This is a genomic window from Streptomyces sp. H39-S7, assembly GCF_027158205.1.
Lineage (GTDB): Bacteria > Actinomycetota > Actinomycetes > Streptomycetales > Streptomycetaceae > Actinacidiphila.
The window spans coordinates 54,503-80,708 of record NZ_JAPVLU010000003.1 but is presented as its reverse complement, the minus strand read 5'-3'; the positions used below and the strand labels follow the sequence as shown (position 1 = coordinate 80,708).

Annotated in this window: 27 protein-coding genes and 1 tRNA gene; 15 read left to right on the top strand and 13 right to left on the bottom strand. The window is 71.7% G+C overall.

All coding sequences use genetic code 11. From position 1 onward, the window contains the following. Nucleotides 1–245 precede the first annotated feature (245 nt). A complete protein-coding gene (locus tag O3X23_RS03785) occupies nt 246–1,028 on the bottom strand; it encodes an SDR family oxidoreductase (protein WP_269269647.1) in 783 nt (260 codons plus the stop codon). 105 nt (nt 1,029–1,133) lie between these two features. Next, entirely contained in the window at nt 1,134–2,366 is a 1,233-nt protein-coding gene (locus tag O3X23_RS03780; RefSeq protein WP_269269646.1) for an aminotransferase-like domain-containing protein, read from the bottom strand. 115 nt (nt 2,367–2,481) lie between these two features. Between O3X23_RS03780 and O3X23_RS03775 the strand changes: the two genes are divergently transcribed. Further along, on the top strand, nt 2,482–3,324 hold the full coding sequence (locus tag O3X23_RS03775; RefSeq protein WP_269269645.1) for a hypothetical protein: 843 nt from the start codon (nt 2,482–2,484) through the stop codon (nt 3,322–3,324). 110 nt (nt 3,325–3,434) lie between these two features. Here O3X23_RS03775 and O3X23_RS03770 read toward each other — a convergent pair whose 3' ends face one another. The 3 genes from O3X23_RS03770 to O3X23_RS03760 form a co-directional block, all read right to left on the bottom strand. Beyond that, nucleotides 3,435–3,644 (bottom strand): DUF397 domain-containing protein, encoded by a 210-nt coding sequence (locus tag O3X23_RS03770; RefSeq protein WP_269269644.1) that lies wholly within the window; start codon nt 3,642–3,644, stop codon nt 3,435–3,437. Between the two features lie 206 nt (nt 3,645–3,850). Next, nucleotides 3,851–4,708 carry a helix-turn-helix domain-containing protein gene (locus tag O3X23_RS03765; RefSeq protein ID WP_138353592.1) on the bottom strand — a complete coding sequence of 286 codons (858 nt, stop codon included), beginning with the start codon at nt 4,706–4,708 and terminating at the stop codon, nt 3,851–3,853. 408 nt (nt 4,709–5,116) lie between these two features. Further along, nucleotides 5,117–5,830 (bottom strand): GOLPH3/VPS74 family protein, encoded by a 714-nt coding sequence (locus O3X23_RS03760; RefSeq protein ID WP_269269643.1) that lies wholly within the window; start codon nt 5,828–5,830, stop codon nt 5,117–5,119. A 692-nt stretch (nt 5,831–6,522) separates the two neighbouring features. On the opposite strand from O3X23_RS03760, the gene O3X23_RS03755 reads away from it, so the two are divergent. Further along, a complete protein-coding gene (locus tag O3X23_RS03755) occupies nt 6,523–8,451 on the top strand; it encodes a D-alanyl-D-alanine carboxypeptidase (protein WP_269269642.1) in 1,929 nt (642 codons plus the stop codon). On the opposite strand, the gene O3X23_RS03750 is transcribed toward O3X23_RS03755, so the two are convergent. Then, nucleotides 8,435–9,109, bottom strand: a complete 675-nt coding sequence (locus O3X23_RS03750) for a rhomboid-like protein (protein WP_269269862.1) — start codon at nt 9,107–9,109, stop codon at nt 8,435–8,437. The genes O3X23_RS03755 and O3X23_RS03750 overlap by 17 nt on opposite strands. Nucleotides 9,110–9,241: 132 nt before the next feature. Continuing rightward, nucleotides 9,242–10,453: a winged helix DNA-binding domain-containing protein gene (locus O3X23_RS03745; protein WP_269269641.1), complete on the bottom strand. Its 1,212-nt coding sequence runs from the start codon at nt 10,451–10,453 to the stop codon at nt 9,242–9,244. A gap of 170 nt (nt 10,454–10,623) precedes the next feature. Here O3X23_RS03745 and O3X23_RS03740 point away from each other — a divergent pair, with 170 nt between their 5' ends. Then, nucleotides 10,624–11,076 (top strand): SsgA family sporulation/cell division regulator, encoded by a 453-nt coding sequence (locus tag O3X23_RS03740; protein ID WP_269269640.1) that lies wholly within the window; start codon nt 10,624–10,626, stop codon nt 11,074–11,076. Here the strand turns inward: O3X23_RS03740 and O3X23_RS03735 are convergent. Genes O3X23_RS03735 through O3X23_RS03725 form a run of 3 tightly spaced genes read right to left on the bottom strand, consistent with a single transcriptional unit; the run spans nt 11,056 to nt 13,772 of the window. After that, nucleotides 11,056–13,305 (bottom strand): heavy metal translocating P-type ATPase, encoded by a 2,250-nt coding sequence (locus tag O3X23_RS03735; protein ID WP_269269861.1) that lies wholly within the window; start codon nt 13,303–13,305, stop codon nt 11,056–11,058. The two genes, O3X23_RS03740 and O3X23_RS03735, sit on opposite strands and share 21 nt — an antisense overlap. 54 nt (nt 13,306–13,359) lie before the next feature. Beyond that, complete coding sequence (locus tag O3X23_RS03730; RefSeq protein WP_269269639.1) at nt 13,360–13,503, bottom strand: hypothetical protein; 144 nt, start codon at nt 13,501–13,503, stop codon at nt 13,360–13,362. Further along, nucleotides 13,500–13,772, bottom strand: coding sequence for a heavy-metal-associated domain-containing protein (locus tag O3X23_RS03725; RefSeq protein WP_443047766.1), 273 nt, complete (start codon nt 13,770–13,772; stop codon nt 13,500–13,502). Before O3X23_RS03725 ends, O3X23_RS03730 begins: the two co-directional genes overlap by 4 nt. A gap of 217 nt (nt 13,773–13,989) precedes the next feature. Between O3X23_RS03725 and O3X23_RS03720 the strand changes: the two genes are divergently transcribed. From O3X23_RS03720 to O3X23_RS03705, 4 genes are all read left to right on the top strand, one after another. After that, a complete protein-coding gene (locus tag O3X23_RS03720; protein WP_269269637.1) occupies nt 13,990–14,382 on the top strand; it encodes a hypothetical protein in 393 nt (130 codons plus the stop codon). A 133-nt stretch (nt 14,383–14,515) separates the two neighbouring features. Then, nucleotides 14,516–14,671, top strand: a complete 156-nt coding sequence (locus O3X23_RS03715) for a hypothetical protein (protein ID WP_269269636.1) — start codon at nt 14,516–14,518, stop codon at nt 14,669–14,671. Beyond that, complete coding sequence (locus O3X23_RS03710; RefSeq protein WP_269269635.1) at nt 14,668–15,255, top strand: PRC-barrel domain-containing protein; 588 nt, start codon at nt 14,668–14,670, stop codon at nt 15,253–15,255. Before O3X23_RS03715 ends, O3X23_RS03710 begins: the two co-directional genes overlap by 4 nt. Next, complete coding sequence (locus O3X23_RS03705) at nt 15,255–15,689, top strand: PRC-barrel domain-containing protein (RefSeq protein ID WP_269269634.1); 435 nt, start codon at nt 15,255–15,257, stop codon at nt 15,687–15,689. The genes O3X23_RS03710 and O3X23_RS03705 overlap by 1 nt, the downstream gene beginning before the upstream one ends. Nucleotides 15,690–15,760: 71 nt before the next feature. Here the strand turns inward: O3X23_RS03705 and O3X23_RS03700 are convergent. Together O3X23_RS03700 and O3X23_RS03695 are read right to left on the bottom strand one after the other, a co-directional pair. Then, nucleotides 15,761–15,833: transfer RNA gene (locus tag O3X23_RS03700), tRNA-Arg, on the bottom strand. A gap of 77 nt (nt 15,834–15,910) precedes the next feature. Then, nucleotides 15,911–16,396, bottom strand: coding sequence for a MarR family winged helix-turn-helix transcriptional regulator (locus tag O3X23_RS03695; RefSeq protein ID WP_269269633.1), 486 nt, complete (start codon nt 16,394–16,396; stop codon nt 15,911–15,913). Nucleotides 16,397–16,503: 107 nt separating this feature from the next. Between O3X23_RS03695 and O3X23_RS03690 the strand changes: the two genes are divergently transcribed. Further along, entirely contained in the window at nt 16,504–16,920 is a 417-nt protein-coding gene (locus O3X23_RS03690; protein WP_269269632.1) for an organic hydroperoxide resistance protein, read from the top strand. A 53-nt stretch (nt 16,921–16,973) separates the two neighbouring features. On the opposite strand, the gene O3X23_RS03685 is transcribed toward O3X23_RS03690, so the two are convergent. After that, nucleotides 16,974–17,456: a MarR family winged helix-turn-helix transcriptional regulator gene (locus tag O3X23_RS03685; RefSeq protein WP_443047730.1), complete on the bottom strand. Its 483-nt coding sequence runs from the start codon at nt 17,454–17,456 to the stop codon at nt 16,974–16,976. 204 nt (nt 17,457–17,660) lie between these two features. Between O3X23_RS03685 and O3X23_RS03680 the strand changes: the two genes are divergently transcribed. The 7 genes from O3X23_RS03680 to O3X23_RS03650 all read left to right on the top strand — a co-directional run bounded on the left by O3X23_RS03680 (nt 17,661) and on the right by O3X23_RS03650 (nt 26,203). Next, nucleotides 17,661–18,305, top strand: a complete 645-nt coding sequence (locus O3X23_RS03680) for a TetR/AcrR family transcriptional regulator (protein WP_269269630.1) — start codon at nt 17,661–17,663, stop codon at nt 18,303–18,305. A 58-nt stretch (nt 18,306–18,363) separates the two neighbouring features. Further along, a complete protein-coding gene (locus O3X23_RS03675) occupies nt 18,364–19,890 on the top strand; it encodes an MFS transporter (protein WP_269269629.1) in 1,527 nt (508 codons plus the stop codon). Nucleotides 19,891–20,421: 531 nt separating this feature from the next. Beyond that, a complete protein-coding gene (locus O3X23_RS03670; RefSeq protein ID WP_269269628.1) occupies nt 20,422–21,417 on the top strand; it encodes a sigma-70 family RNA polymerase sigma factor in 996 nt (331 codons plus the stop codon). Between the two features lie 219 nt (nt 21,418–21,636). Continuing rightward, nucleotides 21,637–22,398 (top strand): DeoR/GlpR family DNA-binding transcription regulator, encoded by a 762-nt coding sequence (locus O3X23_RS03665; RefSeq protein WP_269269859.1) that lies wholly within the window; start codon nt 21,637–21,639, stop codon nt 22,396–22,398. Beyond that, on the top strand, nt 22,395–23,339 hold the full coding sequence (gene pfkB / locus O3X23_RS03660; RefSeq protein ID WP_269269627.1) for a 1-phosphofructokinase: 945 nt from the start codon (nt 22,395–22,397) through the stop codon (nt 23,337–23,339). The genes O3X23_RS03665 and pfkB overlap by 4 nt, the downstream gene beginning before the upstream one ends. A 108-nt stretch (nt 23,340–23,447) precedes the next feature. Continuing rightward, nucleotides 23,448–25,412: a PTS fructose transporter subunit IIABC gene (locus O3X23_RS03655; RefSeq protein WP_269269626.1), complete on the top strand. Its 1,965-nt coding sequence runs from the start codon at nt 23,448–23,450 to the stop codon at nt 25,410–25,412. A 41-nt stretch (nt 25,413–25,453) separates the two neighbouring features. Next, a complete protein-coding gene (locus O3X23_RS03650; protein WP_269269625.1) occupies nt 25,454–26,203 on the top strand; it encodes a VIT1/CCC1 transporter family protein in 750 nt (249 codons plus the stop codon). Nucleotides 26,204–26,206: the final 3 nt, after the last annotated feature.

Below are 26,206 nucleotides of genomic sequence, written 5' to 3'. Positions count from 1 at the left end.
TGGCGGGGCAGTCGGTCAAGGGTCCCAGCGTTCAAGAGTCTGAACAGGAATCAGAAAGCCGAACGATTTTACTTGTTCTTGACCAACCTTGGCATTGTCGTGAACGTGACGGCGAACACACGATGAGCGGGCACTTCGCTGGACGTCCTGCAGGGCATGACGAAGTACCGCGCGGGAACGGGATCCCGCGCGGTAGGGAGAGGAGGGGACCTGTCGGAACCTGTCGGGCCGACAGGCGCCGAGCGCTACCGCATCAGCTCGCCCGCGTTCACCAGCAAGGACTGGCCGGTGATCGCCCGAGCCCGGTCGGAGGCCAGGAAGACCGCGGCCTCCGCCACGTCCCCGTCCGTCGCCAGCTCCGGGAGCGCCATCCGCTCGGTGAGCCGGCCCAGCACCTCGTCCTCGGACACGCCTTCGGTGTGCGCCGAGAACTGGACGAACGCCTGCACCGGCGGGCCCCACATCCAGCCGGGCAGCACCGTGTTCACCCGGATCCGGTACGGGCCCAGCTCGCGCGCCACCGAGTACATGGCCGACGTCAGGGCGCCCTTGGACGCCGCGTAGGCCGCCTGCCGCACCTGTGAGGGTGCCGCCACCGCGGACTGCGTCCCGATGATCACCACCGAGCCGCCGTGCGCCTTCAGCGCCGGCAGGCACGCCTTGGTGAGCCGCAGCGTCCCCAGCAGGTTGACGTCGAGGACGCGCTGCCACGAGGCGAAGTCCGCGTCCTCCAGGCCGCCGAAGTAGCCGTCCATGGCGGCGACGTGCACGACCGCGTCGATGCCGCCGAAGCGCTCGACCGCCAGCGCCGCGAGCGCCTCGCACTGATCGCCGTCCGCGATGTCGGTGGACAGCCACGCCGTCCGCGACCCGTCCGCGTCGATCTCGCCCGCGACCTTCACGAGGGTCTCCTTGGTGCGGGCCCCGAGCACCACCCGGGCGCCGTCGCGCACCGCGGCCGCCGCCACGCGCTGCCCCAGCCCGGCGCCGACCCCGGACACGACCACGGTCTTTCCTGACAGCAACATGCGTGCCTCCGGCGGGTTCCAGTTTCGACGGCGTGACCGCCCAGTTCTGACGGATCGTCAGGTTAGGGCCCGCGCCGGAAGAACACCACCCATGAGGCCGGACGTTCAGCCCAGGGCGGGGGCCGTGGCCGTGACCGTGGAGAGCGCGGCGGCCAGGCGTCGCAGGCCCTCCGCGATCTCGGCGGGGGTGTGCGTCGTGAAGGACATGCGCAGGGCGGCCGGGTCACCGGGGCCGGCGAAGAAGGGGGCGCCGGGCACGTACGCGACATCGTGCGCGACGGCGACCGGCAGCAGGGCGGTGGCGTCGAAGCCGCCGGGCAGCCGGACCCACAGGAACATCCCGCCGTCGGGCCGGTTCCAGGAGCTGCCCGCCGGGAGCGCGGCCGGCAGGCCGGCCAGCAGGGCGTCGCGCCGGAGGCGGTACGCGCCACGCACGCGGTGCAGATGGGCGTCGAGGTCGCGGTCGGCCAGGTAGCGGGCCGCCGCGGCCTGGTCGACGGTGGAGGAGTGGAGGTCCGCGGCCTGCTTGGCGATGACGCAGGCGCGCCGCAGCGCTTCGGGCGCCCGCAGCCAGCCGAGCCGCATGCCGGGCGCCATGATCTTGGAGAACGAGCCCAGCAGGACGGTGCGGTCGGCGGCCGCCTCCTGGGAGGCGATCCACGGCACGGCCTCCCCGTCGAAGCGCAGCTCGCCGTACGGGTCGTCCTCGACGATCCACAGCCCGTGCCGGCCGGCGACCTCGGCCACCGCCCGCCGGCGTGCGAGCGGGAGTGTGCGCCCGGTCGGGTTCTGGAAGTTCGGGATCAGATAGAGCAGTTTCGGCCGTTCGCGGACGACGAGCTCCTCCAGCGCGGCGGGGTCGATCCCGTCCTCGTCGGACGGCACCGGCAGCACCCGTGCGCCCGTGAAGCCGAAGCACTGCAACGCGGCCAGGTACGTGGGGTCCTCGACGAGGACGGTGTCGCCCGGCTCCAGCAGCGCGGTGGCGAGGAGCGCCAGACCCTGCTGGGACCCGGCGGTGACCAGCAGGTCGTCCGGGTCGGTCGGGAGCCCGCGGGCGCGGAGCCGGGCGGCGACGGCACCGCGCAGCGCCGGGTCGCCCTCGGTGGTGGAGTACTGGAGCACGCGGTGGGGCGCCTCGGCGAGCACCTGGTCGTAGGCGGCGCGGATCCCCTCGGCGTCGAAGAGCTCGGGGGCGGGCAGTCCGCCCGCGAAGGAGATCACCTCGGGGCGCGCGGTGAGCGCCAGGATCTCGCGTACCGGCGACGCGCCGACCGAGGCGGCGCGGGCGGCCAGTGCGGGGACGTCGGCTCGGGTGGCTCGATTCAGACGCGTCATGCGCGAAGCCTACGAAATATCCATGGCCTGTCCACCTATTTCGCGAACATGCCCGCGGAGGCCGCCCGTGACCGACCCCTCCCCATCTGACGTATCGTCAGCTACACCTGTAGGCATGACAGAAGAGACGCGCAGCGAGGTGTACGCGGAGCTGGCCTCCGTCGGGCCGTACGGGGTGCGGGTCGGGCACGCCCTGATCACCATGGTGGAGCCCCAGCCGGGCCACGAGTACGCCTACAACCGGTGGTACGAGGACGATCACTTCATCGCGGGCGCGATGGCCATGCCCTGGATGTACGCCGGGCGCCGCTGGGTCGCCACCCGCGACCTGCAGCTGCTCCGCTACCCGGAGAAGTCAGCCGTGGCCCAGCCCGTCACCGCGGGCTGCTACATCTCCACCTACTGGGTCACGGCCGGCCGCTACGACGACCACATGAAGTGGACCGTCGGCATCAACAAGCGCCTCAACCGGGACGGCCGCGTCTACCAGGACCGCACCCATGTCTTCACCGCGTTCCAGGACCACGCCGCCACCGTCTACCGCGACGGCGCCGCCGGCCCCCGGGACTTCCACGCGCTCGACCACCCCTATGCCGGTCTCGTGGTGGAGGTCATCGACGCCGAGTCGGCCGAGCAGCGGGAGGAACTGCTGGAGTGGCTGCGCTCCCGGCACCTGCCCAAGCGCCTCACGGGCTCACCGGCCGCGATGGTGACGATCTTCAAGCCGACGCCGCTGCCCGGCGACCGGATGACGTACGTGAAGCAGGTCGAGGGGGTGGACACCCGTCTGACGCTGCTCTGGTTCCTCCAGCAGGATCCGCGCGAGGCGTGGGATGCCCACTTCGCCGGCCTGGACGACGAGGTCGCCGCCTCCGGCCTGGGCCGCGTCGAGCTGGTCGCGCCCTTCGTCCCCACCGTCCCCGGTACGGACACCTACGTGGACCGGCTCCGCCAGTGAAGCCGGCCGCGGGCCGCTCCCGGTCCGCGGTGAGCCCTCTCGGCCAGGACGGCGGGCCGGACGAGAGGGCTCTTCGGTACTACGTAACGCTTCGACCGCCCCCACCGGGATCAGTCGAGGTCGTACGAACCCCGGCCGACATCGGTGACGAACGCGGCCCAGGACTCCGGCGAGAAGTCGAGGGTCGGCCCGCAGGGATCCTTGGAGTCACGGACGGCGACGGCGCTGAGGGTGGGCGAGGCCACCTCGACGCACGCGCCGTTTCCCTGAGACCGCGAGGACTTCGTCCATGCCTTGGTGTTGCCCAGCTGAATAGCCATGATCGCTCCGAGCTTTTCGGTGGTGCAGCTCTGACGCGATTGAAGCTACTCGCCAACATCACCTAGCGCAGGGTCTATTCACTCGACCGGATGGCATATTCCATGTGGCTCTTCCGTATTGACCGGGCGGGGGTGTAGTCTCCCGCCTTTCCCTGCCGGGACGCGTCGCAGAGCCGAGTTGGGGCCTCGCCGCGGGACAACTCCGTTCAGCGCGCGTATTCCTTCGCGGCGTCCGCGATGAACTGCCGGCTCGCCTCCGCGCTCAGTGCCTGGGCACGGAGATGCTCGTACATCACGCTGTATCCGTGGACATCGACCGGCTTCTCCAGGTACAGGTCGGAAGTCACGCCTTCGATGTACACCACACTGGAATCCGTCGCATCCGGGAATTCGAGAATCGCGAAGTTCCCCGACATGCCGGGGTGTGCGCCGGCTTCGTACGGGAGCACCTGCACGGTGACGTGCGCCTGCGAGCCCATCTGCACGAGGTACTCCAGCTGTTCGCGCATGACGTCCTTGCTGCCGACCACCCGGCGCAGCGCGGATTCGTCCATGACGACCCAGAAGCGCAGCGGCGAGGCCGGGTCGGTGATCCGCTCCTGGCGCCGCAACCGGATGTCGATGCGCTTGTCGACCTGCTCGGGGGTGGCCTCGGGGAGCGTGCCCTCGATGACCGCCTCGGCATAGTTGCGGGTCTGCAGAAGACCCGGAACCACGAGCGAGTCGTACACCCGGAGTGATTCCGCTTCGGTCTCCAGGCCGATGTAGACGCTGTACGGCACATCGCCGAACGCGTGCCACCAGCCCTGCTGACGGGACTCCTTCGCCATGTGCATGAGCGAATCGACGATCCGCTGGTCCTCGACGCCGTAGACCCCGCAGAGGTCGCGGACATCGCGCTGGCTGATGCTGCGGCGGCCGTTCTCCAGCCTGCTGATCTTGGACTGGGAGACCAGCAGCCGAGCCGCCACCTCCTCCGCGGTCATTCCCTTGGTCTCGCGGAGTTTTCGCAACTCCGATCCAAGTCGGCGTCGCCTGACGGTGGGATTAACGTTGGCCGCCACGGGTGGTGCACCTCCGGCTCCGGACTGCTTCTCGTACTTCTTCTTTTCCGCACTGTCTGAACGTTTTTCCTAGTGCGTGCGTACTGCTGGTCAGCAGCCTGCCACTACCGGTCATCACCGCGCTGGCGATTGGTCGTACGAACTGCGCAAACGCAACGCGCGGGGCGGGGGACCGGTGTTGACCGGTCCCCCGCCCCGCGCGTCACAGCGGCTCCGTCGTCCCCGGGCCGAAGACCGGGGAACGGGTCGTCGAGGAGGGTGGAGCTGCGCTGTCCGGCCCCTGCCGCCGGACACCGTGCCCTTGCCCACCGCCCTCGCTGTCCGGGTACTGCCGCCTGCGTGCTGCTCATGCTGGGTACTGCGGACTTCGCCCCGCGCACTGCCGCGGGTCACCGCTCCGTAGCGCCGCTATCGCGCTCCGGCCCGGGCCATGCTGCTGTGCCCGGCAGGTCCCACCGGAGCGGGCCGTCCCTGCACGGGAGCCCGCTTCGGCTGTGCCGCGGCGCCGTTCTGCACGTCCATGACGGCGTGCGCGACGAGACCGCCCATCGGGTCGTATCTGATCAGGTCCCGCAGGCGCGATCGCGATGACCGGCCCTCGTTACCCGGATACAGGTGCTTGCCGAGGCCCACCGCGTGGGCGAGGGCAGCGAGAGCCGCGGTCCGCGGGTCCGGCGGGACGCCGGTGCGGATCGCGTTGTCGAGCCGGGCTCTGATGTCCCGGCTGACCTCGCTGTCGCTCGCCTGGTAGCGAGTCGTCGGCAGCACCCCGCACATCTGTCCCGCCACGGCATGCACCATGCCGCACCGCTCCAGATGCGCGAGATACGTCTGGCGCAGCCCCAGGCGGGGCCCGCCGATCCAGTGGACAGCGCGAACCGGACTGCCACGACGGCGCAGCAGTTCGAGCGCGGAGTCCAGTGTCGGATCTCCTGTCGGCCGTGGGTGTACCACGGCGATACGATCCCCATCAGGGGCTATCCGTCCAGCCAGGGCCAGCTCGACGAGCTGTGCCCCGGCGAGGCCGAGGTCGAGCGATTGCGGCTGCGCTGTGGTCCCGGTCGTCGGGTCCAGAGCGAGCAGCAACAGCTCTTCCGGAATCGTTCTGCGGCTCTTGCCCATCCATGCCTCCCCGCGTGGATGAATGACAGGGTGACGCCTCTCACATTCATCTGTCGAGAGCGCCTGGAGTGTTCGGGATGGAACCGACTGGTATGTCGTTCTCGTCTAGGGGGTGAGCGGTGGTGTCGCAGACGGGCCGCGATCGGTTCCGGCGGGTCTGATAGGGGCTTCCAGGCCGGGAACTGGAAACTGGTGGAGTGAGATGGGGCGTCGTGCGTCGTGCACGGGGACGCCCCTCGTGATGTGTGGAGGAGGTCTGCGTGGCGGGCGAGTCCCCCGGCAGGGAGCAGCAGCAGGAGTCGTCGGGGGTGGCGGCCGAGCAGAAGGCGCTCGATCCGAGGCTGACGGTGTTCCGTGGGCCCCGTGTGGTGCCTGAGGCCGCACGCGAGGAGCACGGCGCCCTGTCCGACGAACCGGGCCCCGGCGCGGACCCCCGTCCGGAAGATCACCCGGTGCCCTCCGAGGCGTCGGGCGGGGCCGCCGGTGAGGACGCGGGGGGTGGTGGCGGGAGTCTGCCGCGCCAGCCCGGTGCGTCTGCATCCGGCAGTAGCCCGAATACGCCGGATGACGTAGTCGTCCCGGACGACGTAGTCGCGGAACCTACGGCGCCTGAGGACGCGCACGACGGATCGGATGACGCAGCGCCCGCCGACGCACCCGTCCCTCCGGCGGTGGACAGTACGGCGGATTCCGTGACGGAACCGGAGGCGAGCGTCGGCGAGCCGGTTGACGAATCCGTCGACGAGCGTGCCGACGAGCCCGCCGGCGCACCGGACGAGCCCGAGGACGCACGGCCGGAGGACGCGTCCGGGGCGCCTGACGCGTCCGATGGGCCGGAGGCGGCCGCCGCCCCCGAGGAGCCGGCGGACGAGCCGGTCGACGAGCCGGTGGATGCGCCGGCGGACGAGCCCCGCGACGCAGCGGTGCGGGAACCGGCGGCCGCGCCGGCGGCGGCACTGCCGGAGACGGTCCGGGACCCCGCCGAAGCACCCGCCGACCGCGAGCCGGACCGCGAGCCGGACCCCAAGCCCGAGTGGAAAGCCGCCAGGAGCGCCCCGGCGGACGTCTCGGCCGCCCCGCGCACGGAATCCCCCGCGGAGCCGTCGCGGGCGTCACAGGAGCAGTCAGCGTCTCCGTACGCCCTCGCGTGGCCGGAGGTGGAGCGTCCGGTTCGCCGCGCCGCTCCTGACACGGCGAACTCTTCGGCCCCAGTAGCCCCAGCAGCCCCGTCCGCACCCGCTGCCCCTTCGGCCCCGGCGACAGCGGCTCCCGACGAGGAGTCCGAGGCCGGGCCGCAGGGCACCCGGCAGATGCCGTTCCCGCTGCCGCCGGCGCCCGCGCAGCCGCTGAAGCTGCTGGCGGAGCTGACGAACACCCCGCCGCCGCCGGAGACGAAGCTGCGGACGGTGGTCAGGCGGTTCAAGATCTGGACGCCGCTGGTGGTGCTGCTGCTGATCGCCATCGCGGTCGCGCAGTCGTTCCGCCCGCTGCCGGCCCCCGCGCTGACGCTGACCTCGGCTCCGTCGTACACCTTCGAGGGCGGTCAGCTGTCGCTGCCGTGGCCCGCGATGGGCCAGTCGGCCGTTGAGCTCGAGGGCATCGGGAGCATGGGCGTGCGCGGGGCGCAGACACCGGTGTCGATCGCGAGCGTCACGAAGGTGATGACCGCGTACGTGATCCTCCGGGACCACCCCCTCAAGGGCACGGAGACCGGCCCGAAGATCAAGATCGACCAGACCGCCGCGGACGAGGCGGCGTCGCTCGACGAGTCCACGGTGCAGGTCAAGCTCGGCCAGGAGTTCACCGAGCGGCAGATGCTGCAGATGCTGCTGATCCCGTCCGGCAACAACATCGCCCGCGCGCTGGCCCGCTGGGACTCCGGCACGCAGGAAGCTTTCGTCCCCAAGATGCAGAAGGCCGCCACCGACCTGGGCATGAAGAACACCACGTACACCGGGGCGAGCGGGTTCGAGGAGACGACGAAGAGCACCGCCGTCGACCAGCTCGTGCTGGCCCGGGCGGTCATGAAGGACGAGGTCTTCCGCTCCATCGTGGCCATGGAGAACGCCGTCATCCCCGGCGTGCCGAAGCTCTTCAACAACAACGGGCTGCTGACGCACACCCCGGGCGTCATCGGCATCAAGACCGGCTCCAGCACCCCGGCGGCCGGCGCTCTGATGTGGGCGGCGCAGAAGACCGTCGACGGCAAGCCGCGGATGATCCTCGGCGTGGTATTGCAGCAGCGCAAGGGCTCGACGCCCAACCAGATGCTGGAGTACGCCCTGTCCACCAGCGACACGCTGGTCAGGGGCGCGCGCGCCGCGCTCACCTCGGCGGTGGTGGTGAAGAAGGGCGAGGTCGTCGGCTATGTGGACGACGGTCTCGGCGGGAAGACGCCGGTGGTCGCCACCAAGGACCTGACGGCGATCGGCTGGTCGGGCCTGAAGTCGGACCTGAAGCTGGCGGCCGGCACGGCCGGCGTTCCGCACACGGCGAAGGCGGGCACCGAGGTCGGCACGTTGAGCCTCGGCACCGGTACCGGCGAGACGAAGGTGCCGGTGGCACTCCGGTCGGACCTGGCGGAACCGTCCTTCGGGGACAAGCTCATCCGTCTCGGCTGATCCGCCGGGCGGCACGGGAGAAGACGGCGGCCGGGTCCAGGTGACCCGGCCGCCCTCGTGTGAGCGGGTAGCAGGCGAAGCCGAGCAGCACGGCGGTGAAGTGGCCGACGTCGGTGAACGTACGGCCGTGCACCAGGGCGAGACCGTAGAAGCCCAGGACGCAGAAGCCGTAGAAGAACCGCCAGCGGAAGACCAGGAAGTACGTCAGGACGGCCTCGACGACCGCCAGGCCGTAGCTGACGCCCACGTCCAGGGTGTCGGCGGAGGTCGCGGGCGCCCGGCCCTGGTGGATCGCCCAGAGCAGCACGCCCTCGCTGATGTACGTCGCCGCGACGTGGCCGATGAGGACGACGGTGAGCCAGCGCAGGGTGCCGAGCCAGCGCTCGGCGGTGGCGTGGAAGACGGTGTAGAGGAACGCGTAGAACAGCCAGCCGCCGCCGTCGATCCACAGGGCGCTCCTGATCAGCGCCCTGGCCGGTTCCTCCGACAGGTTGTGCAGGTTCGTCGACCGCTCGCCGAGCATCTCGTCCAGCTGGGAGGGCGAGACGTGGTGCATGACGACGGTCGTCACGAACAGGATGGCCAGCCAGATGTACGTGCCGGGGGCGCTCCGGATCCAGGACCACACGGCGCGCAGGAGCGACCTGAGACGCGGCATGAGGCGCGACCGCCAGAAAGTGTCCACGATCGGATTGTGTCCGCTAAGTGGCTTTTGGCTACCTTCGCCGCGCCACCTCCGGCGCGCCCCGGGCGGCAGCCCCCATCGGCGCCCGGACCGGCCCCGTGGCGCTCAGGCCGACAGCTCCCGCTCCAGCGGCGTACGGAACCGCGGCGTGACCCGGACCTCCCCCAGCCAACCGCCGAGCCGCTCCGCCTCGGCGGCGATCGCCGCCACCGCCTCCTTGCCCGGGCCGTTCCCGGAGCCGTTTCCGGAGCCTTTCCCGGCGCCGGTCAGCAGCCGCCACACGATCTCCCCGTCCGGGCGCTGCGCCCAGCCGCCGACGACCCTGCCGTCCCACCACACCGTCGGTCCGACGTTGCCGGTCCTGTCGAAGAGCGCGGGCCGGTGCTCGTCCGGCAGGAACCAGTCGCGCTGCTGCCAGCCCATCGGCGTCGGGTCCAGGCCCGGCAGCAGGGCCGCCCACGGGCCGGCGTCCGGCGCCGGATCCACGTCCTCGGGGAGCACGTATCCGGTGCCCTCGTCGAGCGCGACCTGGCGGGCGCCGACCGCGGCCAGCGCCTTGCGGGCGTCCGTCAGCGTCCACCCCGTCCACCACTTGAGGTCGGCCTCGGTGCCGGGGCCGTAGGCCGCCAGCCAGTCGCGGGCCAGCGCCGCCTTCGCCTCGGCGGCGGGCAGCTCGTGGAGCGGCTCGGCCACCGCCCACCGGAACTGACTGCTCGCCCACGACCCCACGGGTCTGCGCCGGGTGATCCGGCCCTCCGCCGCGAGCACCCTGATGATGCGGCTCGCCACGTTCTGCCGCGCCTCGTACGGTTTTCCGGCCGCCAGGACCACCTGCTCGCGCAGCCGCGGTTCGTACCCGCCCAACTGCGCGGCGGTCGACTCGCCGTGCGCCGCCAGCGCGGCCACCACGGCCTCCTCGACCTCCGACAGCCAGGCCTCGTCCCAGCCGCCGCCCTCCGCGAGGTACTTGAGCAGCCCGGCCCGCTCCTTGGCCGCAATCGCGCGGGCCGCCGCCGCGTACACCACCGGCGCGGATTCCCCGGTGACGACGAACATCGTCCGCCGCATCGCCAGCAGCCGCACCAGCGAACCCGCCTCGTACAGCGCCCGCTCCACCTCCGCGAAGCCGGGCTCGGCCAGCCGCGCCGCCGTGGAGAGGTACACCGTCGCCGCGTCCGTCGCGTGCAGCGCCACCAGCGACCGGGCGACGTCCTCCGCGGACCGCGCGCGCAGCTCCGGCACCAGCCGGTGCCGCACCCCCAGCCGCGCCCGCCGTTCGTCCCCGCCGATCCGCCGCACTGCCCCGTCGACCGTCATTCCCCCATGCTCACACGCACCTCTGACAGCGCCTCAGGCAGCGCCGCGGGGCGGCGCGGCGCTGCGCGTGGCGGACATCACAGCGAGAAGGGCCCAAGCCGCGTAATCCCCGACGTGATTTCCCGGTCTTGCAGAGGACTGGACACAACCCAGCGGGAGAGAGACACCTCATGCTGACCGTCATCGACCAGACCCTCCGGGCCCGGCTCTGCGCGTCCCCGGCGAGGGACCGCGTCATCGCCGCCACCCTGATCTACCAGTGCGACGACCCGCTGGCCGCGCGGCTGGCGTTCCCGGCGTCGGCGACGCTCGACGGCCACGATGTCGTCTGGACCTTCGCGCGCGACCTGCTGGCGGCGGGGCTGCGGATGCCGTCGGGCGAGGGCGACGTCCACGTATGGCCCTGCGGGCAGCGGCGGACCATGATCGAACTCTCCTCGCCGGTGGGCGTGGCGCTGCTCCAGCTCGACACGGAGGACGTCCAGGACTTCCTCACGCGCTCCTACACGGCGGTGCCACCGGGCGAGGAGCACCGGCACATCGACCTGGACGCGGATCTCGCGGCGCTGCTCGGGGGGAGCGAGGACGCGGCGGGCCCCGGGTCAGGCCTTGAAGCCTCGTAGGCGGAGGCTGTTGCCGACGACGAAGACGGACGAGAAGGCCATGGCGGCGCCCGCGATCATCGGGTTGAGGAGTCCGGCGGCGGCGAGGGGGAGGGCCGCCACGTTGTAGCCGAAGGCCCAGAAGAGGTTCACCTTGATCGTGCCGAGGGTCCTGCGCGACAGCCGGATGGCGTCGGCCGCGACGCGCAGGTCGCCCCGTACGAGGGTCAGGTCGCCCGCCTCGATGGCGGCGTCGGTGCCGGTGCCCATCGCCAGGCCCAGGTCGGCCTGGGCGAGCGCGGCGGCGTCGTTGACGCCGTCGCCCACCATCGCGACGGAACGGCCCTCGGCCTGCAGCCGCTTGATGACGGCCAGCTTGTCCTCGGGCATGACCTCGGCGATGACGTCGTCGCCGGAGATCCCGACCTCCTCGGCCACCGCCCGCGCCACCGCCTCGTTGTCGCCGGTCAGCAGGATCGGGGTGAGGCCCAGGGCGCGCAGCCGGGTCACGGCCTCCGCGCTCGTCGGCTTGACGGCGTCGGCGACGACGAGGACGCCGCGGGCCGCGCCGTCCCAGCCGACGGCCACCGCCGTGCGGCCCTTGGCCTCGGCCGCGGCCTTCGCCGCCGCCAGGTCCGCGGGCAGGAACAGGGCCCACTCGTGGAGCAGCTTCTCGCGGCCGACCAGCACCGCGTGCCCTTCGACGACGCCCCGCACCCCGAGCCCCGGGACGTTGGCGAAGTCCTCGGGGACCGGCAGCGGTTCGCCCGAGCCTTCGGCGGCGGCGGCCACGGCCTGGGCGATGGGGTGCTCGGAGGCGTGCTCCAGGGCGCCGGCCAGCCGCAGCACGGTCTTCTCGTCCTCGCCGTCGGCGACATGCACGTCGGTGAGGGTCATGACGCCGGTGGTGACCGTGCCGGTCTTGTCGAGGACGATCGTGTCCACCGCACGCGTGGACTCCAGGACCTCCGGGCCCTTGATGAGGATGCCGAGCTGGGCGCCGCGCCCGGTGCCGACCATGAGGGCGGTGGGCGTCGCGAGCCCCAGCGCGCACGGGCAGGCGATGATCAGTACGGCGACGGCCGCGGTGAAGGCCGCGGAGGCGCCCTCGCCGGCGCCGAGCCAGTAGCCGAGGGTCGCGACGGCGAGTGCGATCACGACGGGCACGAAGACCGCCGAGATCCGGTCGGCCAGCCGCTGCACGGCGGCCTTGCCGTTCTGTGCGTCCTCGACGAGCCGTGCCATGCGGGCGAGCTGGGTGTCGGCGCCGACCCGGGTCGCCTCGACGACGATCCGGCCGCCCGCGTTCACCGTGGCACCCGTGACACCGTCACCGGGCACCACCTCCACCGGCACGGACTCGCCCGTCAGCAGGGAGGCGTCGACGGCGGAAGCGCCCTCGCGGACGGTGCCGTCGGTGGCGATCTTCTCGCCGGGGCGCACGACGAACAGGTCGCCGACCGCCAGTTCCGCGGTGGGGACGCGCACTTCGCGCCCGTCGCGCAGGACGACGACGTCCTTGGCCCCCAGGTGCAGCAGCGCCTTGAGCGCGGCTCCGGCCTTCCGCTTCGAGCGGGCCTCGAAGTACCGTCCGGCCAGGATGAACGCGGTCACCCCGGCGGCGGCCTCCAGATAGATGTTCCCGCTGCCGTCACCGCGCGAGATCGTGAACTCGAAGGGGTGCTTCATGCCGGTCATACCGGCCGTGCCGAAGAAGAGCGCCCACAACGACCAGCCGAACGCGGCGAGCGTGCCCACCGAGATCAGCGTGTCCATGGTCGCCGCGCCGTGCCGCAGATTGGTCCAGGCGGCCTGGTGGAACGGCCAGGCCGCGTAGACGACGACGGGCGCGGCGAGGGTCAGGGAGAGCCACTGCCAGTTGTCGAACTGCAGCGCGGGCACCATCGCCATCGCGATCACCGGCACGGCCAGCACGACGGCGGTGAGCAGCCGTTGGCGCAGGGGGGTGAGCTCGTCGGGCGCGGACCCCTCCGGCCCGGAGCCGGCGGTCTCCGCGGGCGGGGCGGGCAGCGCGGCGCTGTAGCCCGTGGCCTCGACGGTGGCGATGAGGTCGTCCACGGCGACGGTGCCGTCGTCGAAGCTGACCCTGGCCTTCTCGGTCGCGTAGTTGACGGACGCGGTGACGCCGTCCATCCGGTTGAGCTTCTTCTCGATGCGTGCCGCGCAGGAGGCGCAGGTCATGCCACCGATCTCCAGCTCCACCTGGCGGCCGGCGGCCGCCGTGGTCATCGCCACTCCACTCCACTCCTTCGATCGAGGCCGGAAGCCCTGCCTGTTCCGGCGCTACATGCCCTGGTGCGAGGCCGGACGCGGCTCCGGGACGGCCGGTCCGGCGTCCCCCCGCAGCGCGCGGCCGAGGCCGAACGCCGCGCCGAGGACGACCAGCAGGATCAGCAGATAGCCGCCCAGTCTGACCGGTGCGGTCACGCCCGGCCGACCAGCTCGTAGCCCGCCTCGTCGACGGCGGCGCGGATCGTCTCGTCGTCCAGCGGCCGCTCGGACGCGAGGGTGACGAGCCCGGTGGCGACGTCCACCTTGATGACGGTCACGCCGGGGAGCGTCGCGAGCTCCTTGGTCACCGCGGATTCGCAGTGCCCGCAGGTCATGCCCGAGACGGAGTACACCACGGTGGCCGGCTGCGACTCGTCGGTCGCGCCGTCGGTGTGGCAGGTTCCCTCGGGGGAGCAGCAGGACATGGCGTTCTCCTCGTGCGTCTCGTGCGGTGACGGCTGTCGCCGTCCACTCTCCTTCACCATATACCCCCCCAGGGTATTAAGCGAAGGAGGACACCCGCGGCCTGAAGTCGCCTGTCGCACGGGACCGCCGTTAGGGCGGCCCAGCGCCGGGTAGACGCCGCAGCGACGGATGCGGACCACGTTTCGGACGACGTCCGGACAACCGGAGGTGACTCGGATGCTGTTCCTGGGATTGGTGCTTCTCGCCGCGACCGGAACGCTCACGGGATTGTTGATCGCGGGCAACCTGAACGGTGGGCCCGACTACACGGTGGTGCTGCTGGGACATGACCTGGTCAGGATGAACTCGCTCTCCATCTTCTGCGCGGGCCTCGCCCTGGCGTTGATCTTCTGCCTCAGCCTGGTGATGGCCGGTGAGGGCGCGGTGCTGCGCCGCCGCAAGGCCGTACGGCTGCGGGAGGCGCGCAAGGACGCCGACGCGGCCGTCGCCGAGCGGGACGCCCTCGCCGCCAGGGTCGAACGGCAGCGCACCGGGAACGACCACCCGGCCCGGACCTCGGCCCCGGAGATGCCGCAGCAGCAGCCGCGCAAGCACGCGTTCGGCAGCTGACCGCGCCCATCGCCCCGCCCCTCCTCCCCGTGCCCGGCCGCGTGCCGGTCCGCGCGTGGAAGAGGGGGACGGGGGAAGTCGAAGGACATGGCGACCGCGTCGCGGGGCCCGGGTGTGAGGGGAGATGTGCGCGATGGACTGGTGGATCTGGGTCGTCGTCGTGGTGGCGGTCCTGCTGGTGCTGGCCGGCTCGGCGGCGGGCGTGCAGGCACGGCGCCGCAGCGGTGGGGTGATCGCGGTGCGTCGCGGCGCCATCGGCCGGCGGGCAGGGAAGGGACGCGTGAAATGACCGCCCCCGCCCTGGTGATGATGCTCGCGTCGGAGATCACCAAACGGCCGGTCGTGACGCTGGCCGGTGAGGCCGTCGCGCAGATCAAGGACATCGTCTTCGACGGCACGGCCGGACGTATCGCCGGCTTCACCCTCAGCGGCCGCGGCCTGCTCTCGGGACCCCTGCGGCACAGCCTGCCGTGGGCGGGCGTGCACGGGCTCGGCCACGACGCCGTGATGATCAAGGCCGACGACGTCTTCGAGAGCAAGGCCGACGTGCTGGAACGCGGTTCCGCCGGCCGCGGTGACGTCCTCGGCTCGCGGGTGCTGACCGACGGCGGCACCGACCTCGGCAGGATCTCCGACGTCGTCGTCGAGGTCGTCGAGGGAACGTCGGCCCACGTCGTGGGCTACGAGATCGCCTCCTCCGACGCGCTCGACCGGCAGGGGCGCAAGGTGTTCATCCCGCTCTCCGAGACCACCGCCGTCTCGGGCGAGGCACTCGTCATCCCGGCGGCCGCGGCCGAGTTCATCGCCGACGACCTGCCAGGGTTCGCGGCAGCGGTCCAGGCGTACCGCGCCCGCCGCGGAACGGAGGTCTGATGCTCTTCTCGGAAACGGTCGGCCGCCAGGTGGTCAGCGCCGCCGAGGCCCGCACGGTCGGCATCGTCGACGGTTTCGTCGTCGACCCGGCGAAGGCCTCCGTCGTGGCCCTGCGGCTGAAGAAGACCGACGGCTCCGGCGACACCCTCGTCTGGGACCACATCCACGCGATCGGCCCCGACGCCGTCATCGTCCGGTCCGGCGCCACCCTCGGCACGCCGTCGGGCGAGTTGGCCCCCCTCGCCGACAAGCACCGCGCGCTGCCGGGCAAGCGCGTCCTCGACGAGCGCGGCGAGGCGCTCGGCACCGTCTCCGACGTCGACTTCGACGCCGGCTCCGGCGCGCTGCTCACCGTCCGCACGACGACCGGCGACTGCGCGGGCGACCGCGTCCTGGGCCTCGGCGCCTACGCCCTGGTCCTCCGCCGGTCCTGACCGCCCGCCGAGTCCCCGCGCACACGGAAGGCCCTCCCGTCGGTGCTGACGGGAGGGCCTTCCGGATGATGTGCCCCAGGCAGGATTCGAACCTGCGACACCAGCTTTAGGAGAGCTGTGCTCTATCCCCTGAGCTACTGGGGCGGGGTGATGACAGGTTAGCGGATTCGGGGCGCCCGGCGCTGGCGGGTATCCGTGGTGGCGGTGTCGGGCGGCCGGGGTTACTCGGGGACCGGGTCGGCCGCCGCTTCGGGGGTGGCCGCGTCGAGGGTGGCCGTCAGGTGGTTGAGGCGGGTGCGCAGGTCGGTCAGGTCGGCGAGGGCGAGGCCGGTCGCCGACGCGATCTGCTCCGGGACCCGCTGGGCGCGCTCGCGCAGGGCGTCGCCCGTGGTGGTGAGACGGACGGTGACCGAGCGCTCGTCGACCGCGCTGCGCTCGCGCTGGACGAGGCCGGCGGCCTCCAGCCGCTTCAGGAGCGGGGAGAGGGTGCCGGAGTCCAGGCGCAGGTACTCGCCGATCTTCTTCACCGGCAGATCGCCGTGTTCCCACAGGACCAGCATCACCAGGTACTGCGGGTAGGTCAGGGCGAGGTCGCGCAGCGCCGTCCGGTAGAGGGTGCCGAACGCCCTGGACGCGGCGTGCAGGGCGAAGCAGATCTGGTTGTCCAGGCGCAGGTACTCGGCAGGTGCCGGTTCGGTCGTCCTCATGTATCCAGCGTACCCTTTAGTTGTGCACAATTGAATTGTGTGCTCTAGTAGTGCCGAGGGCGGCCCCGGGGCAACCGGGCCGTGAAGTGTGGAGAGGGATGGTTCCGATGAGTGCGCTGTACACCGCTGTGGCCACGGCCAATGGACGCGACGGCCGGGCCGTGAGCTCGGACGGGCAGCTGGACCTGCAGCTGGCCATGCCGCCGGCGCTGGGCGGGAACGGCAAGGGCACCAACCCCGAGCAGCTCTTCGCGGCCGGTTACGCGGCGTGCTTCTCCAGCGCGCTCGGGCTGGTGGGCCGTGAGGCGAAGGTTGACACCAAGGACGTCTCGGTGACCGCCGAGGTCGGCATCGGCGCCGACGCCGCGAACGGCGGCTTCGAGCTCGACGTCACGCTGCGCGTGGAGCTCCCGGCGGAGCTGGAGGGCGAGACCGGCCGCAAGCTGGTCGAGCAGGCGCACGGCGTGTGCCCGTACTCGAAGGCGACCCGCGGGAACATCACCGTCGAGATCGTCGTCGAGTAGCAGTGAGGTAGTGCGGTGGGACGGAAGTCCCCTGGGCGCCGATCGGCCCTGGCTCAGCGGAGCCAGGGCAGGTCGGCGCCTTCTGGCTGCAGTCCCTCGGCGATGATGCGGGAGATCTCGCCGAGCTGCTGGACCTGCTCGGGGGTGAGGCGGTCGTAGATGGCCGAGCGGACGGCGGTGACGTGTCCGGGGGCGGTCCGCACCAGCACCTCGTAGCCCTCGTCGGTGAGCACGGCCATCTGGCCGCGGCGGTCGGAGGGGCAGTCCTCGCGGGCGATCCAGCCGTTCTTCTCCAGCCGGGTGACGGCGTGCGAGAGCCGGGAGCGGGTGATCTTCGTCTGCTGCGCCAGCTCGGTCATCCGCATCCGGCGGGTGGGGGCGTCGGAGAGCGTGGTCAGCAGGGCGTAGTACATGTGCGGCATGCCGGCGTCACGCTGGAGCTGCCGGTCGAGGTGGTCCTCCAGCAGCGTCGTGGCGTGCACGTACGCGCGCCAGGAGGCCTGCTCTTCTTCGGTCAGCCATTTCATGGTGTCCATCCTACGTCCACTTCTTGAAGATTCAATGAACCATCTCGAGCGCGATTCGAGCACTCCTCGAGAATGTGCCGCAGGTCACACCGGCCACCCGAAATAACTGGGGACCCTCTCCCCGTTTAGACTGGTGTCAGAACGAAGCGGGGAGTGATTCCCCGCTTCCCATCCACTTTCGCCAGAGGGCTTCGAGGTCAGAAGGAGTGTCCGGTGGTCGGCAGCGCCGTGAGATCGCGTTCCCCCCGGTTGCGGGCAGATGCCACGCGCAACCGGGAGCGGATCGTCGCCGCCGCGCGCGAGGCCTTCGTCGAGCACGGGGCCGAGGTCCCGCTGGACGAGGTCGCGCGCCGCGCCGGTGTCGGCAACGCCACGCTCTACCGGCACTTCGCGGACCGGGCCGAACTCGTCCGGGAGGTGGTCCTGTCGGTGATGGCGCGGATCACCGAGCGGACCGAGGCGGCGCTCGCACAGGAGCCGGACGCCTTCGAGGCGCTGCGGCGCTTCGTCTTCGAATCAGCGGAGGATCGGGTCGGCGCCCTGTGTCCGATGCTCTCCGAGGCCTTCGACGGCAACCATCCGGCGATTTTTGCGGCTCGCGACCGGCTGAATCGCTCGATCGAGGACATAATGGACAGAGCGCGAACCTCTGGCCAACTCCGCACCGACATCGCCGTCGGTGACCTGATGGTCGCGATCACGCAGCTCACGCGACCGCTGCCCGGCAAGGCGTGCATGGACATGGACCGGTTCGTGCACCGTCACCTGCAGATTTTCCTCGACGGGCTGCGCGCCCCGGCGCGGTCGGCGCTGCCTGGCGCCGCCGTGACCTTGGAGGATCTGCAGCAGCAGAGCTGACGCACTCCCACAAACGTCCCCATTTCCCTGTCCCTCCGCACCCTTAGTGAGTACAGCCATGCCTGCTATTCCCGAGAAAGCACTCCAGCCGGATCCCCGGCGCTGGAAAGCACTCATATTCATCGCGATCGCTCAGCTGATGGTCGTGCTCGACGCGACCATCGTGAACATCGCCCTTCCCTCCGCCCAGACGGACCTCGGCATCTCGGACGCCAACAAGCAGTGGGTCATCACGGCCTACAGCCTGGCCTTCGGCGGACTGCTGCTCTTCGGTGGCCGTATCTCCGACCTGTTCGGCCGTAAGAACGCCTTCATCGTCGGTCTGCTCGGCTTCGCCGCGGCGTCCGCGATCGGTGGCGCGGCCGTCAACACCGGCATGCTGCTCGGCGCCCGTGCCCTGCAGGGCGCGTTCGGCGCACTGCTCGCGCCGGCCGCTCTGTCGCTGCTCGCGGTGCTGTTCACCGACGCCAAGGAACGTGCCAAGGCGTTCGGTGTCTACGGCGCCATCGCCGGTGCCGGTGCCGCTGTCGGCCTGATCCTCGGTGGTGTCCTCACCGAGTTCCTGAACTGGCGCTGGACGCTCTTCGTCAACATCGCCTTCGCGGTCGTCGCCGCCGTCGGCGCCTACATGGTGGTGCACGAGCCGGAAGGCTCGCGCAACCCGAACCGCCTCGACATCCCCGGCGTGGTCCTCTCCACCCTGGGTCTGGTCTCCCTGGTCTACGGCTTCACCGTCGCGGCCGAGGACGGCTGGAGCTCCACCAAGACCATCTCCCTGCTGGTCGCGTCCGTCGTCCTGCTCGCGGCGTTCGTGTTCTACGAGGCCCGGGCGAAGGCCCCGCTGCTCCCGCTGCGCGTCATCTCCGACCGCAACCGCGGCGGCGTCTACCTGTCGCTCGGTATCGCGATCATCGGCATGTTCGGTCTGTTCCTGTTCCTGACGTTCTACCTGCAGAACATCCTGGGCTACTCGGCGATGAAGTCCGGCTTCGCGTTCCTGCCCATGGTCGCGGGCATGATCGTCGGTTCCACGCAGATCGGCGCCCGGCTCATGCTCCGCGTGCCGCCGCGCATGCTGATGGCACCGGGCTTCCTGCTCGCCTCCGTCGGCATGCTGATCCTCACGCAGATCAAGACCGAGCCCAACTACCTGGGCATCGTCCTGCCGGGCCTGGTCCTGATGGGCCTCGGCATGGGTTCGGCGTTCATGCCGGCCATGAGCATGGCGACGCACGGCGTCCAGCCGCGCGACTCCGGAATCGCCTCGGCGATGGTCAACACCTCGCAGCAGGTCGGTGGCTCCATCGGCACCGCGCTGCTCAACACCATCGCGGCCAGCGCCACGACCTCCTGGATCGCGTCCAACGCGGCGTCCGCCGGGAAGCTCGGCAAGGTCGGCTTCGTGAACGAGGCGGCCGTGCACGGCTTCTCGGTCGCGATCTGGTGGGCCTTCGGCGCACTGGTGCTCGCGGCCCTGATCGCGGCGGTGCTCATCAACACCGGCGTCCCCGGCAGCGAGGACCGGGGTGTGAGCCTGGAGGACGAGCTGGCCGAGGGCCTGCCGATCCCGGTCATCGCCCACTGATCAAGATCCACACGTAGTCGGTAGTCACTACGGCAGTACGCGGTACACAGGGAAGGGCCCAGCCTCCGGAATCCGGAGGCTGGGCCCTTCCCTTTGCCGCTCTCCGGTACGGGCCGGTCGCCGGTACGGGGCGTACCGGGCCGTTCGGGGCTTCTTCGCCCGTTTGGGCAACCAATGAGCGGTACGGGCCGTCTTCGGGGTAGGAGAGCGGCCACGGGTAAGGGAGCCCGGACGCGTGACCGTCCCGCCCGGGGTTGTGAGCGGCATCTCACGGACGCGGGCGGCGGGGGATGGCCGCGAGGGCCCGGGAGCGTTCCGGGACCGGCCCTGACCTGCACTTCCCGGATCATCGCCACACTCTGCGCGCCCGTGTGGCGGCACAGGGTACTGCAAGATCGCGAAAATCAGTGATCGACATGGGAATTGTGTCCGGATTCCAGTCGTTATCCAGATCAGAGCGGGCAGCCGAAAGGCAAGGTTGGATGTTCCGCTCCAACCGACACCCGACCGAACCTTCGCAAGGGAGCACGCATGGCAACCCGTGCCGTCGCCCGTCGTTCCGCAGGCGGGACCAGCAGCGTCCGCGCCGTTGGCGGGGAAGCCGCAGACCGCGATCTCGTCGGAATGTACCTCGATGAGATCGCCCGCACCCCGCTGCTCGACGCTGCGCAGGAAGTCGAACTGTCCCGGGAGATCGAGGCTGGCGTCTACGCCGAACGCATACTCTCCGACGACGCGCAGCTTGTCGAAGGTGCCGGATCCGGTGCCGACCGCGAGGAGCTGGAAGCGCTGGTCGCCGACGGCGAGCGCGCCAAGGACGTCTTCATCCGCTCCAACCTGCGCCTCGTCGTGGCGGTCGCCCGCCGCTACCCGCGCAGCGGTCTCCCGCTGCTCGACCTGATCCAGGAGGGGAACGCCGGCCTGGTGCGCGCCGTCGAGAAGTTCGACTACGCCAAGGGCTTCAAGTTCTCCACGTACGCGACCTGGTGGATCCGCCAGGCCATCACCCGCTCCATCGCCGACCAGTCCCGCACCATCCGGCTCCCCGTCCACCTCGTGGAGGAGCTGGGCCGGATCCGGCGGGTGCAGCGGGAGTACAACCGTGAGCACGGGCGCGACCCGGAGCACGAGGAGATCGCCGCCGAGCTGGACTCGACGCCGTCCCGCGTGCACGACGTGCTCGACTGGGCCCGTGACCCGGTCAGCCTGAACATGTCGGTGGACGCGGAGGGCGAGACCGAGTTCGGTGACCTCGTGGAGGACGGCGCCGCCGCCTCTCCCGAGCAGTCGGTGCTCGTCATGCTGCGCCGCGAGGAGCTCGAAGAGCTCATCGGCCGCCTGGACGAACGTACCGCTTCGATCATCCGGTCCCGGTACGGTATCGAGGACGGCCGCGAGCGGACGCTGACCGAGGTCGGCAAGCAGCACGGCCTGACGCGTGAACGCATCCGGCAGATCGAGAAGCACGCCCTGGCCGACCTCAAGCGCATGGCCCGCGACACGGGCCTGGAGTACGAGGCAGCCTGACCGCGGCGGGGTCCGCCCCGCCGCCCCTGGACCCGAACCTCGGCGCAACCCCCCCCGCGCCGGGGTTCGGCCATGCCCGGACGCATTTTCAGGGTCCCGCTGCGCCCACCGATGTCCGAATGCGTCTGCCGACTGCCTGTTTGTGTTTACTTCGCGCCGATCCGTGGATACGGTGGCGGCATAGCAACACACTCGGGCATGAGTCGGAGGCAGAACCACATGTACGCCCCGGAACGGCAGCAAGAGATCCTGCGGCGGGCCCGCGAGCTCGGAAGCGTCGACGTCCTCTCGCTGGCCGAGGAGTTCGACGTCACGCCGGAGACGGTCCGCCGCGATCTCAAGGCGCTGGACCGGGCCGGAGTGATCCAGCGCGTGCACGGCGGGGCCATCCCGGCCGGGCGGCTCGACTTCGAGCCCGACCTCGCCGAGCGCGAGGCGACGGCGGCCGACGAGAAGGACCGGATCGCGCGCGCCGCCCTCGCCGAACTGCCGGCGGAGGGCACCGTCGTCATCGACGCGGGCAGCACCGCGGCCCGGCTCGCCGCCGTCCTCCCGATCGACTCACGGCTGACCGTGGTGACGCACGCCCTGCCGATCGCCGCCCGCCTGTCGGAGTACCCGGACCTCACCCTCCACCTCGTCGGCGGCCGGCTCCGGCACCGCACCCGCGCCGCGGTGGACGCGTGGGCGCTGCGCGCCTACAGCGAGATTCACGCCGACGTGCTGTTCATCGCCGCGAACGGCTTCTCCGCCGACGGCGGCCTCACCACCCCGGACCTCGCGGAAGCCGCCGTGAAGCGGGCGATGATCGCCGCCGCGCGCCGCGTCCTGCTGCTCGCCGACTCCTCGAAGTACGGACAGCGGAACTTCGCCCGCTTCGGAGACCTCTCCCATGTCGACCTGCTCATCACCGATCAGGGACTCGACCCCGAAGCGGCCCGCGACATCGAGAGCGCGGGCACGGAAGTAGTACGCGCATGATCGTGACCGTCACCCCGAATCCGAGCCTGGACCGTACGTACGAGATCCCCGCGCTCGACCGCGGAGCCGTGCTGCGGGCCACCGCCGACCGGGTCGACCCCGGCGGCAAGGGCGTCAACGTCTCGCGGGCGGTGGCCGCCGCTGGGCGGCGGACGGTCGCCGTGCTGCCCATCGGCGGTCCCGAGGGCGAGCTGCTCGGCCGGCTGCTGGCGGAGCAGGACATCGAGGTCGAGGGGGTCGGCATCGCCGGCTCGACCCGCGTCAACGTCTCGGTCGCCGAACCGGACGGGACGCTGACCAAGCTCAACGCGGCCGGGCCCGCGCTCACCCCCGCCGAGTCCGAGGCGCTGCTGGACGCGGTCGGCGCCCGGTCCGCCGACGCGCGGTGGATCGCCTGCTGCGGCAGCCTCCCGCGCGGGCTGCCGCCGGAGTGGTACGCCGAACTCGTCGCCCGCGCGCACCGGGTGGGCGCCCGCGTCGCCCTCGATACCTCGGGCCCCTCGCTGCTCGCCGCGCTCGCGATGCGCCCGGACGTCGTCAAGCCCAACGCCGAGGAGCTGGCCACGGCCGTCGGCCGGCCGCTGGCGACCGTCGGTGACGTGCTGAAGGCGGCGGGAGAGCTGCGCACCCTGGGCGCGCGGGCGGTGCTGGCCAGCCTGGGCGCCGACGGGCAGCTGCTCGTCGACGACTCGGGCGCGTACTTCGGGCAGGCGCGGGTCGCGGTGGTCCGCAGCAACGTCGGGGCCGGGGACGCGTCCTTGGCGGGTTTCCTCGCCGCGGGCGGCGACGGGGAGGCGGCGCTCGCCGCGGCCGTCGCCCATGGGGCAGCCGCCGTGCAGCTGCCGGGCAGCGTCATGCCCGCGCCGGCGGATCTCGACCCGTCGGCGGTCACCGTGACCGCGGACGTCCCCCTCTCCCGCCCGCTGCGGGAGCCGGTATGAGGGCCGCCGGGCCGCCGGGGCGGCGATCGGCCCGGTGGCCGCAGCATTCCGTTCCACCCACAGTCCGTTCCGCCCGCCGGGCGGGGACGCGAGCAATGGAGCCGCGCGATGAGTGAAATGATCACCGCGGAGCTGGTCGATCTCGACCTGGCCGCCGACAGCAAGGAAGCCGCGGCACGTTCGCTCGCCGAGCGGATGGTGGCCGCCGGACGCGTCACCGACCTGGAGGGCTTCCTCGCGGACGTGGCCGCGCGCGAGGCCCTGATGCCGACCGGCCTCGACGGCGGCATCGGGATCCCGCACTGCCGCAGCGAACACGTCGTCCGGCCGACCCTCGCGTTCGGCCGCAGCGGCGCCGGCATCGACTTCGGCGCCCCGGACGGCCCCGCCGACCTCGTCTTCCTCATCGCGGCCCCGGCAGGGGCCGACACCGACCACCTGACGATCCTGTCGGCCCTCGCCCGCCGCCTCATGGACCCGGAGTTCACCGCCGCTCTGCGCACGGCCGGCGATCCGGCGGCGGCCGCGGCCCTGATCGCGGGCGAGCCCGTCGTCCAGGCGGCGGAGACCGCCCCGGGCGGCGTCCCGGAGCAGCGGCCGTTCCGCGTCGTGGCGGTGACCTCGTGCCCGACGGGCATCGCGCACACGTACATGGCGGCGGAGTCCCTGGAGAACGCCGCCCGGGACGCCGGTGTGGAGATCGCCGTCGAGACCCAGGGCTCGGCCGGCTTCAAGAAGCTGCCGAAGGCGGCGATCGACGCGGCGGACGCGGTGATCCTCGCCCATGACGTCGAGGTCCGCGACAAGGAGCGCTTCGCGGGGAAGCCGACGGTGGACGTCGGGGTGAAGGCGGGCATCAGCCGCGCCCCGGAACTCCTCGCCGAGGCGCGGGGCAGGGCGGAACGCGGTGAGGTGACAGCCGCGGCACGCTCGGCGGCCGGGGAGGACGCCGACGGCGACGGGTCCGGCGAAGGGTTCGGCACCCGGTTGCGCAAGTGGTTGATGACGGGCGTCAGTTACATGGTGCCGTTCGTCGCCGCGGGCGGCCTGCTGATCGCGCTCGCCTTCGCGCTCGGCGGGTACGGGATCAACGCCGCGCCCTCCGTCGCCGAGCACTTCGTCTGGGGCGAGAGCGCGAGCTGGGCGGCGCTGCTCTTCCAGATCGGCGACACCGCCTTCACGTTCCTCGTGCCGATCCTGGCCGGGTACATCGCGTTCGGGATGGTGGACCGGCCGGGGCTGGTCCCCGGCATCGTCGGCGGCGCCATCGCGCTGACGATCAACGCGGGGTTCCTCGGCGGCCTGGTCGCCGGCCTGCTCGCGGGCGCCGTCGTCATGGCGGTCCAGCGGGTCGCGATACCGCCGGTGCTGCGCGGCATCATGCCGGTGGTGGTGATCCCGCTGATCTCCTCGGCGGTGGTGGGCTTCCTGATGTTCCTGGTGGTCGGCAAGCCGATCGCCTGGGTGCAGGAACGCCTCACCGACTGGCTGAACGGCCTGACGGGCTCGAACGCGATCATACTCGGCGTCATCCTCGGCCTGATGATGTGCTTCGACATGGGCGGTCCGCTGAACAAGGTCGCGTACGCCTTCGCCGTCGGCGGGCTGGCCGACCCCAACGACGGCAGCCTGAAAGTCATGGCGTGCGTGATGGCGGCCGGCATGGTGCCGCCGCTGGGACTGGCGCTGGCGACGACCGTTCGTGGGCGGCTCTTCACCCGTACGGAACGCGAGAACGGCAAGGCGGCCTGGGTGCTGGGCGCGTCGTTCATCACCGAGGGCGCGATTCCGTTCGCCGCCGCCGACCCGCTGCGGGTCATCCCGTCGGCGATGGCGGGCGGCGCGGTCACCGGCGCCCTGTCGATGGCCTTCGGCTGCACCCTGCGCGCCCCGCACGGCGGCATCTTCGTGGTGCCGCTGATCGGCAACCCGTGGCTGTACCTGGTCGCCGTCGCGGCGGGCACGGTCGTCACGGCGGCACTCGTCGTCCTCCTCAAGGGGGTGCGCGGGTCCGCCGGGGCCGAGGCGGCGCTGCCCGTGCCGGGCGACGTCAGGACACCGGTCGCGGCCTGAGCCTGACCGCGCACGGCCGCCGCGAATGAGATCCTCGCGGCATGAGCGACGGCGGGCAGAGCGGTGAGCGGGGCGGCGGCACCCCGGCGGAGCACGGTGAGCCGCACCACGAGGGCGGGCTCGCGAGCCGGCTGAACTGGCTGCGGGCCGGGGTGCTCGGCGCCAACGACGGAGTGGTGTCGACGGCCGGGCTGGTCGTCGGCGTGGCCGGCGCCACCGACTCCCGGTCGGCGATCCTGACCGCCGGGCTGGCCGGGCTGCTGGCCGGCTCCCTCTCGATGGCGGCGGGGGAGTACGTCTCGGTCAGCACGCAGCGCGACTCCGAACAGGCCGCGCTGGCCATGGAGCGCGAGGAGCTGGCCACCGAGCCGAAGGCGGAACTCGACGAGCTCACCGGTCTGCTGGAGGACCGGGGGCTGACCAGGGAACTGGCCCGCGAGGTCGCGGAGCAGCTCACCGAACGCGACGCGCTCGGCGCCCACGCCCGGGTCGAGCTCGGGATCAACCCCGACGAGCTGACCAACCCGTGGCACGCGGCGGGCGCCAGCTTCGCCGCGTTCACCGCCGGAGCGCTGCTGCCGCTGCTGGCGATCGTGCTGCTGCCCCCGCCGCTGCGGCTGTCCGTCACGGCGGTGGCGGTGCTGATCGCGCTCGCGCTGTGCGGATGGGGGAGCGCGCGGCTCGGCAGCGCCCCGCCCCGCCCCGCCGTCCTGCGGAACATGGCGGGCGGGGCGGCGGCGATGGCCGTCACGTACGCGGCGGGATCACTGCTCGGCGCCACGGGACTGTGACGC

Coding starts and splice junctions, on each gene's coding strand:
- O3X23_RS03745 (WP_269269641.1), bottom strand. CDS start 10,453: ATGACGGTCGACGGGGCAGTGCGGCGGATCGGCGGGGACGAACGGCGG.
- O3X23_RS03780 (WP_269269646.1), bottom strand. CDS start 2,366: ATGACGCGTCTGAATCGAGCCACCCGAGCCGACGTCCCCGCACTGGCC.
- O3X23_RS03770 (WP_269269644.1), bottom strand. CDS start 3,644: ATGGCTATTCAGCTGGGCAACACCAAGGCATGGACGAAGTCCTCGCGG.
- O3X23_RS03725 (WP_443047766.1), bottom strand. CDS start 13,772: ATGTCCTGCTGCTCCCCCGAGGGAACCTGCCACACCGACGGCGCGACC.
- O3X23_RS03750 (WP_269269862.1), bottom strand. CDS start 9,109: ATGCCGCGTCTCAGGTCGCTCCTGCGCGCCGTGTGGTCCTGGATCCGG.
- O3X23_RS03775 (WP_269269645.1), top strand. CDS start 2,482: ATGACAGAAGAGACGCGCAGCGAGGTGTACGCGGAGCTGGCCTCCGTC.
- O3X23_RS03715 (WP_269269636.1), top strand. CDS start 14,516: ATGGACTGGTGGATCTGGGTCGTCGTCGTGGTGGCGGTCCTGCTGGTG.
- O3X23_RS03710 (WP_269269635.1), top strand. CDS start 14,668: ATGACCGCCCCCGCCCTGGTGATGATGCTCGCGTCGGAGATCACCAAA.
- O3X23_RS03670 (WP_269269628.1), top strand. CDS start 20,422: ATGGCAACCCGTGCCGTCGCCCGTCGTTCCGCAGGCGGGACCAGCAGC.
- O3X23_RS03685 (WP_443047730.1), bottom strand. CDS start 17,456: ATGGACACCATGAAATGGCTGACCGAAGAAGAGCAGGCCTCCTGGCGC.
- O3X23_RS03785 (WP_269269647.1), bottom strand. CDS start 1,028: ATGTTGCTGTCAGGAAAGACCGTGGTCGTGTCCGGGGTCGGCGCCGGG.
- O3X23_RS03650 (WP_269269625.1), top strand. CDS start 25,454: ATGAGCGACGGCGGGCAGAGCGGTGAGCGGGGCGGCGGCACCCCGGCG.
- O3X23_RS03720 (WP_269269637.1), top strand. CDS start 13,990: ATGCTGTTCCTGGGATTGGTGCTTCTCGCCGCGACCGGAACGCTCACG.
- O3X23_RS03675 (WP_269269629.1), top strand. CDS start 18,364: ATGCCTGCTATTCCCGAGAAAGCACTCCAGCCGGATCCCCGGCGCTGG.
- O3X23_RS03735 (WP_269269861.1), bottom strand. CDS start 13,305: ATGACCACGGCGGCCGCCGGCCGCCAGGTGGAGCTGGAGATCGGTGGC.
- O3X23_RS03690 (WP_269269632.1), top strand. CDS start 16,504: ATGAGTGCGCTGTACACCGCTGTGGCCACGGCCAATGGACGCGACGGC.
- pfkB (WP_269269627.1), top strand. CDS start 22,395: ATGATCGTGACCGTCACCCCGAATCCGAGCCTGGACCGTACGTACGAG.
- O3X23_RS03695 (WP_269269633.1), bottom strand. CDS start 16,396: ATGAGGACGACCGAACCGGCACCTGCCGAGTACCTGCGCCTGGACAAC.
- O3X23_RS03760 (WP_269269643.1), bottom strand. CDS start 5,830: ATGGGCAAGAGCCGCAGAACGATTCCGGAAGAGCTGTTGCTGCTCGCT.
- O3X23_RS03740 (WP_269269640.1), top strand. CDS start 10,624: ATGCTGACCGTCATCGACCAGACCCTCCGGGCCCGGCTCTGCGCGTCC.
- O3X23_RS03665 (WP_269269859.1), top strand. CDS start 21,637: ATGTACGCCCCGGAACGGCAGCAAGAGATCCTGCGGCGGGCCCGCGAG.
- O3X23_RS03655 (WP_269269626.1), top strand. CDS start 23,448: ATGAGTGAAATGATCACCGCGGAGCTGGTCGATCTCGACCTGGCCGCC.
- O3X23_RS03705 (WP_269269634.1), top strand. CDS start 15,255: ATGCTCTTCTCGGAAACGGTCGGCCGCCAGGTGGTCAGCGCCGCCGAG.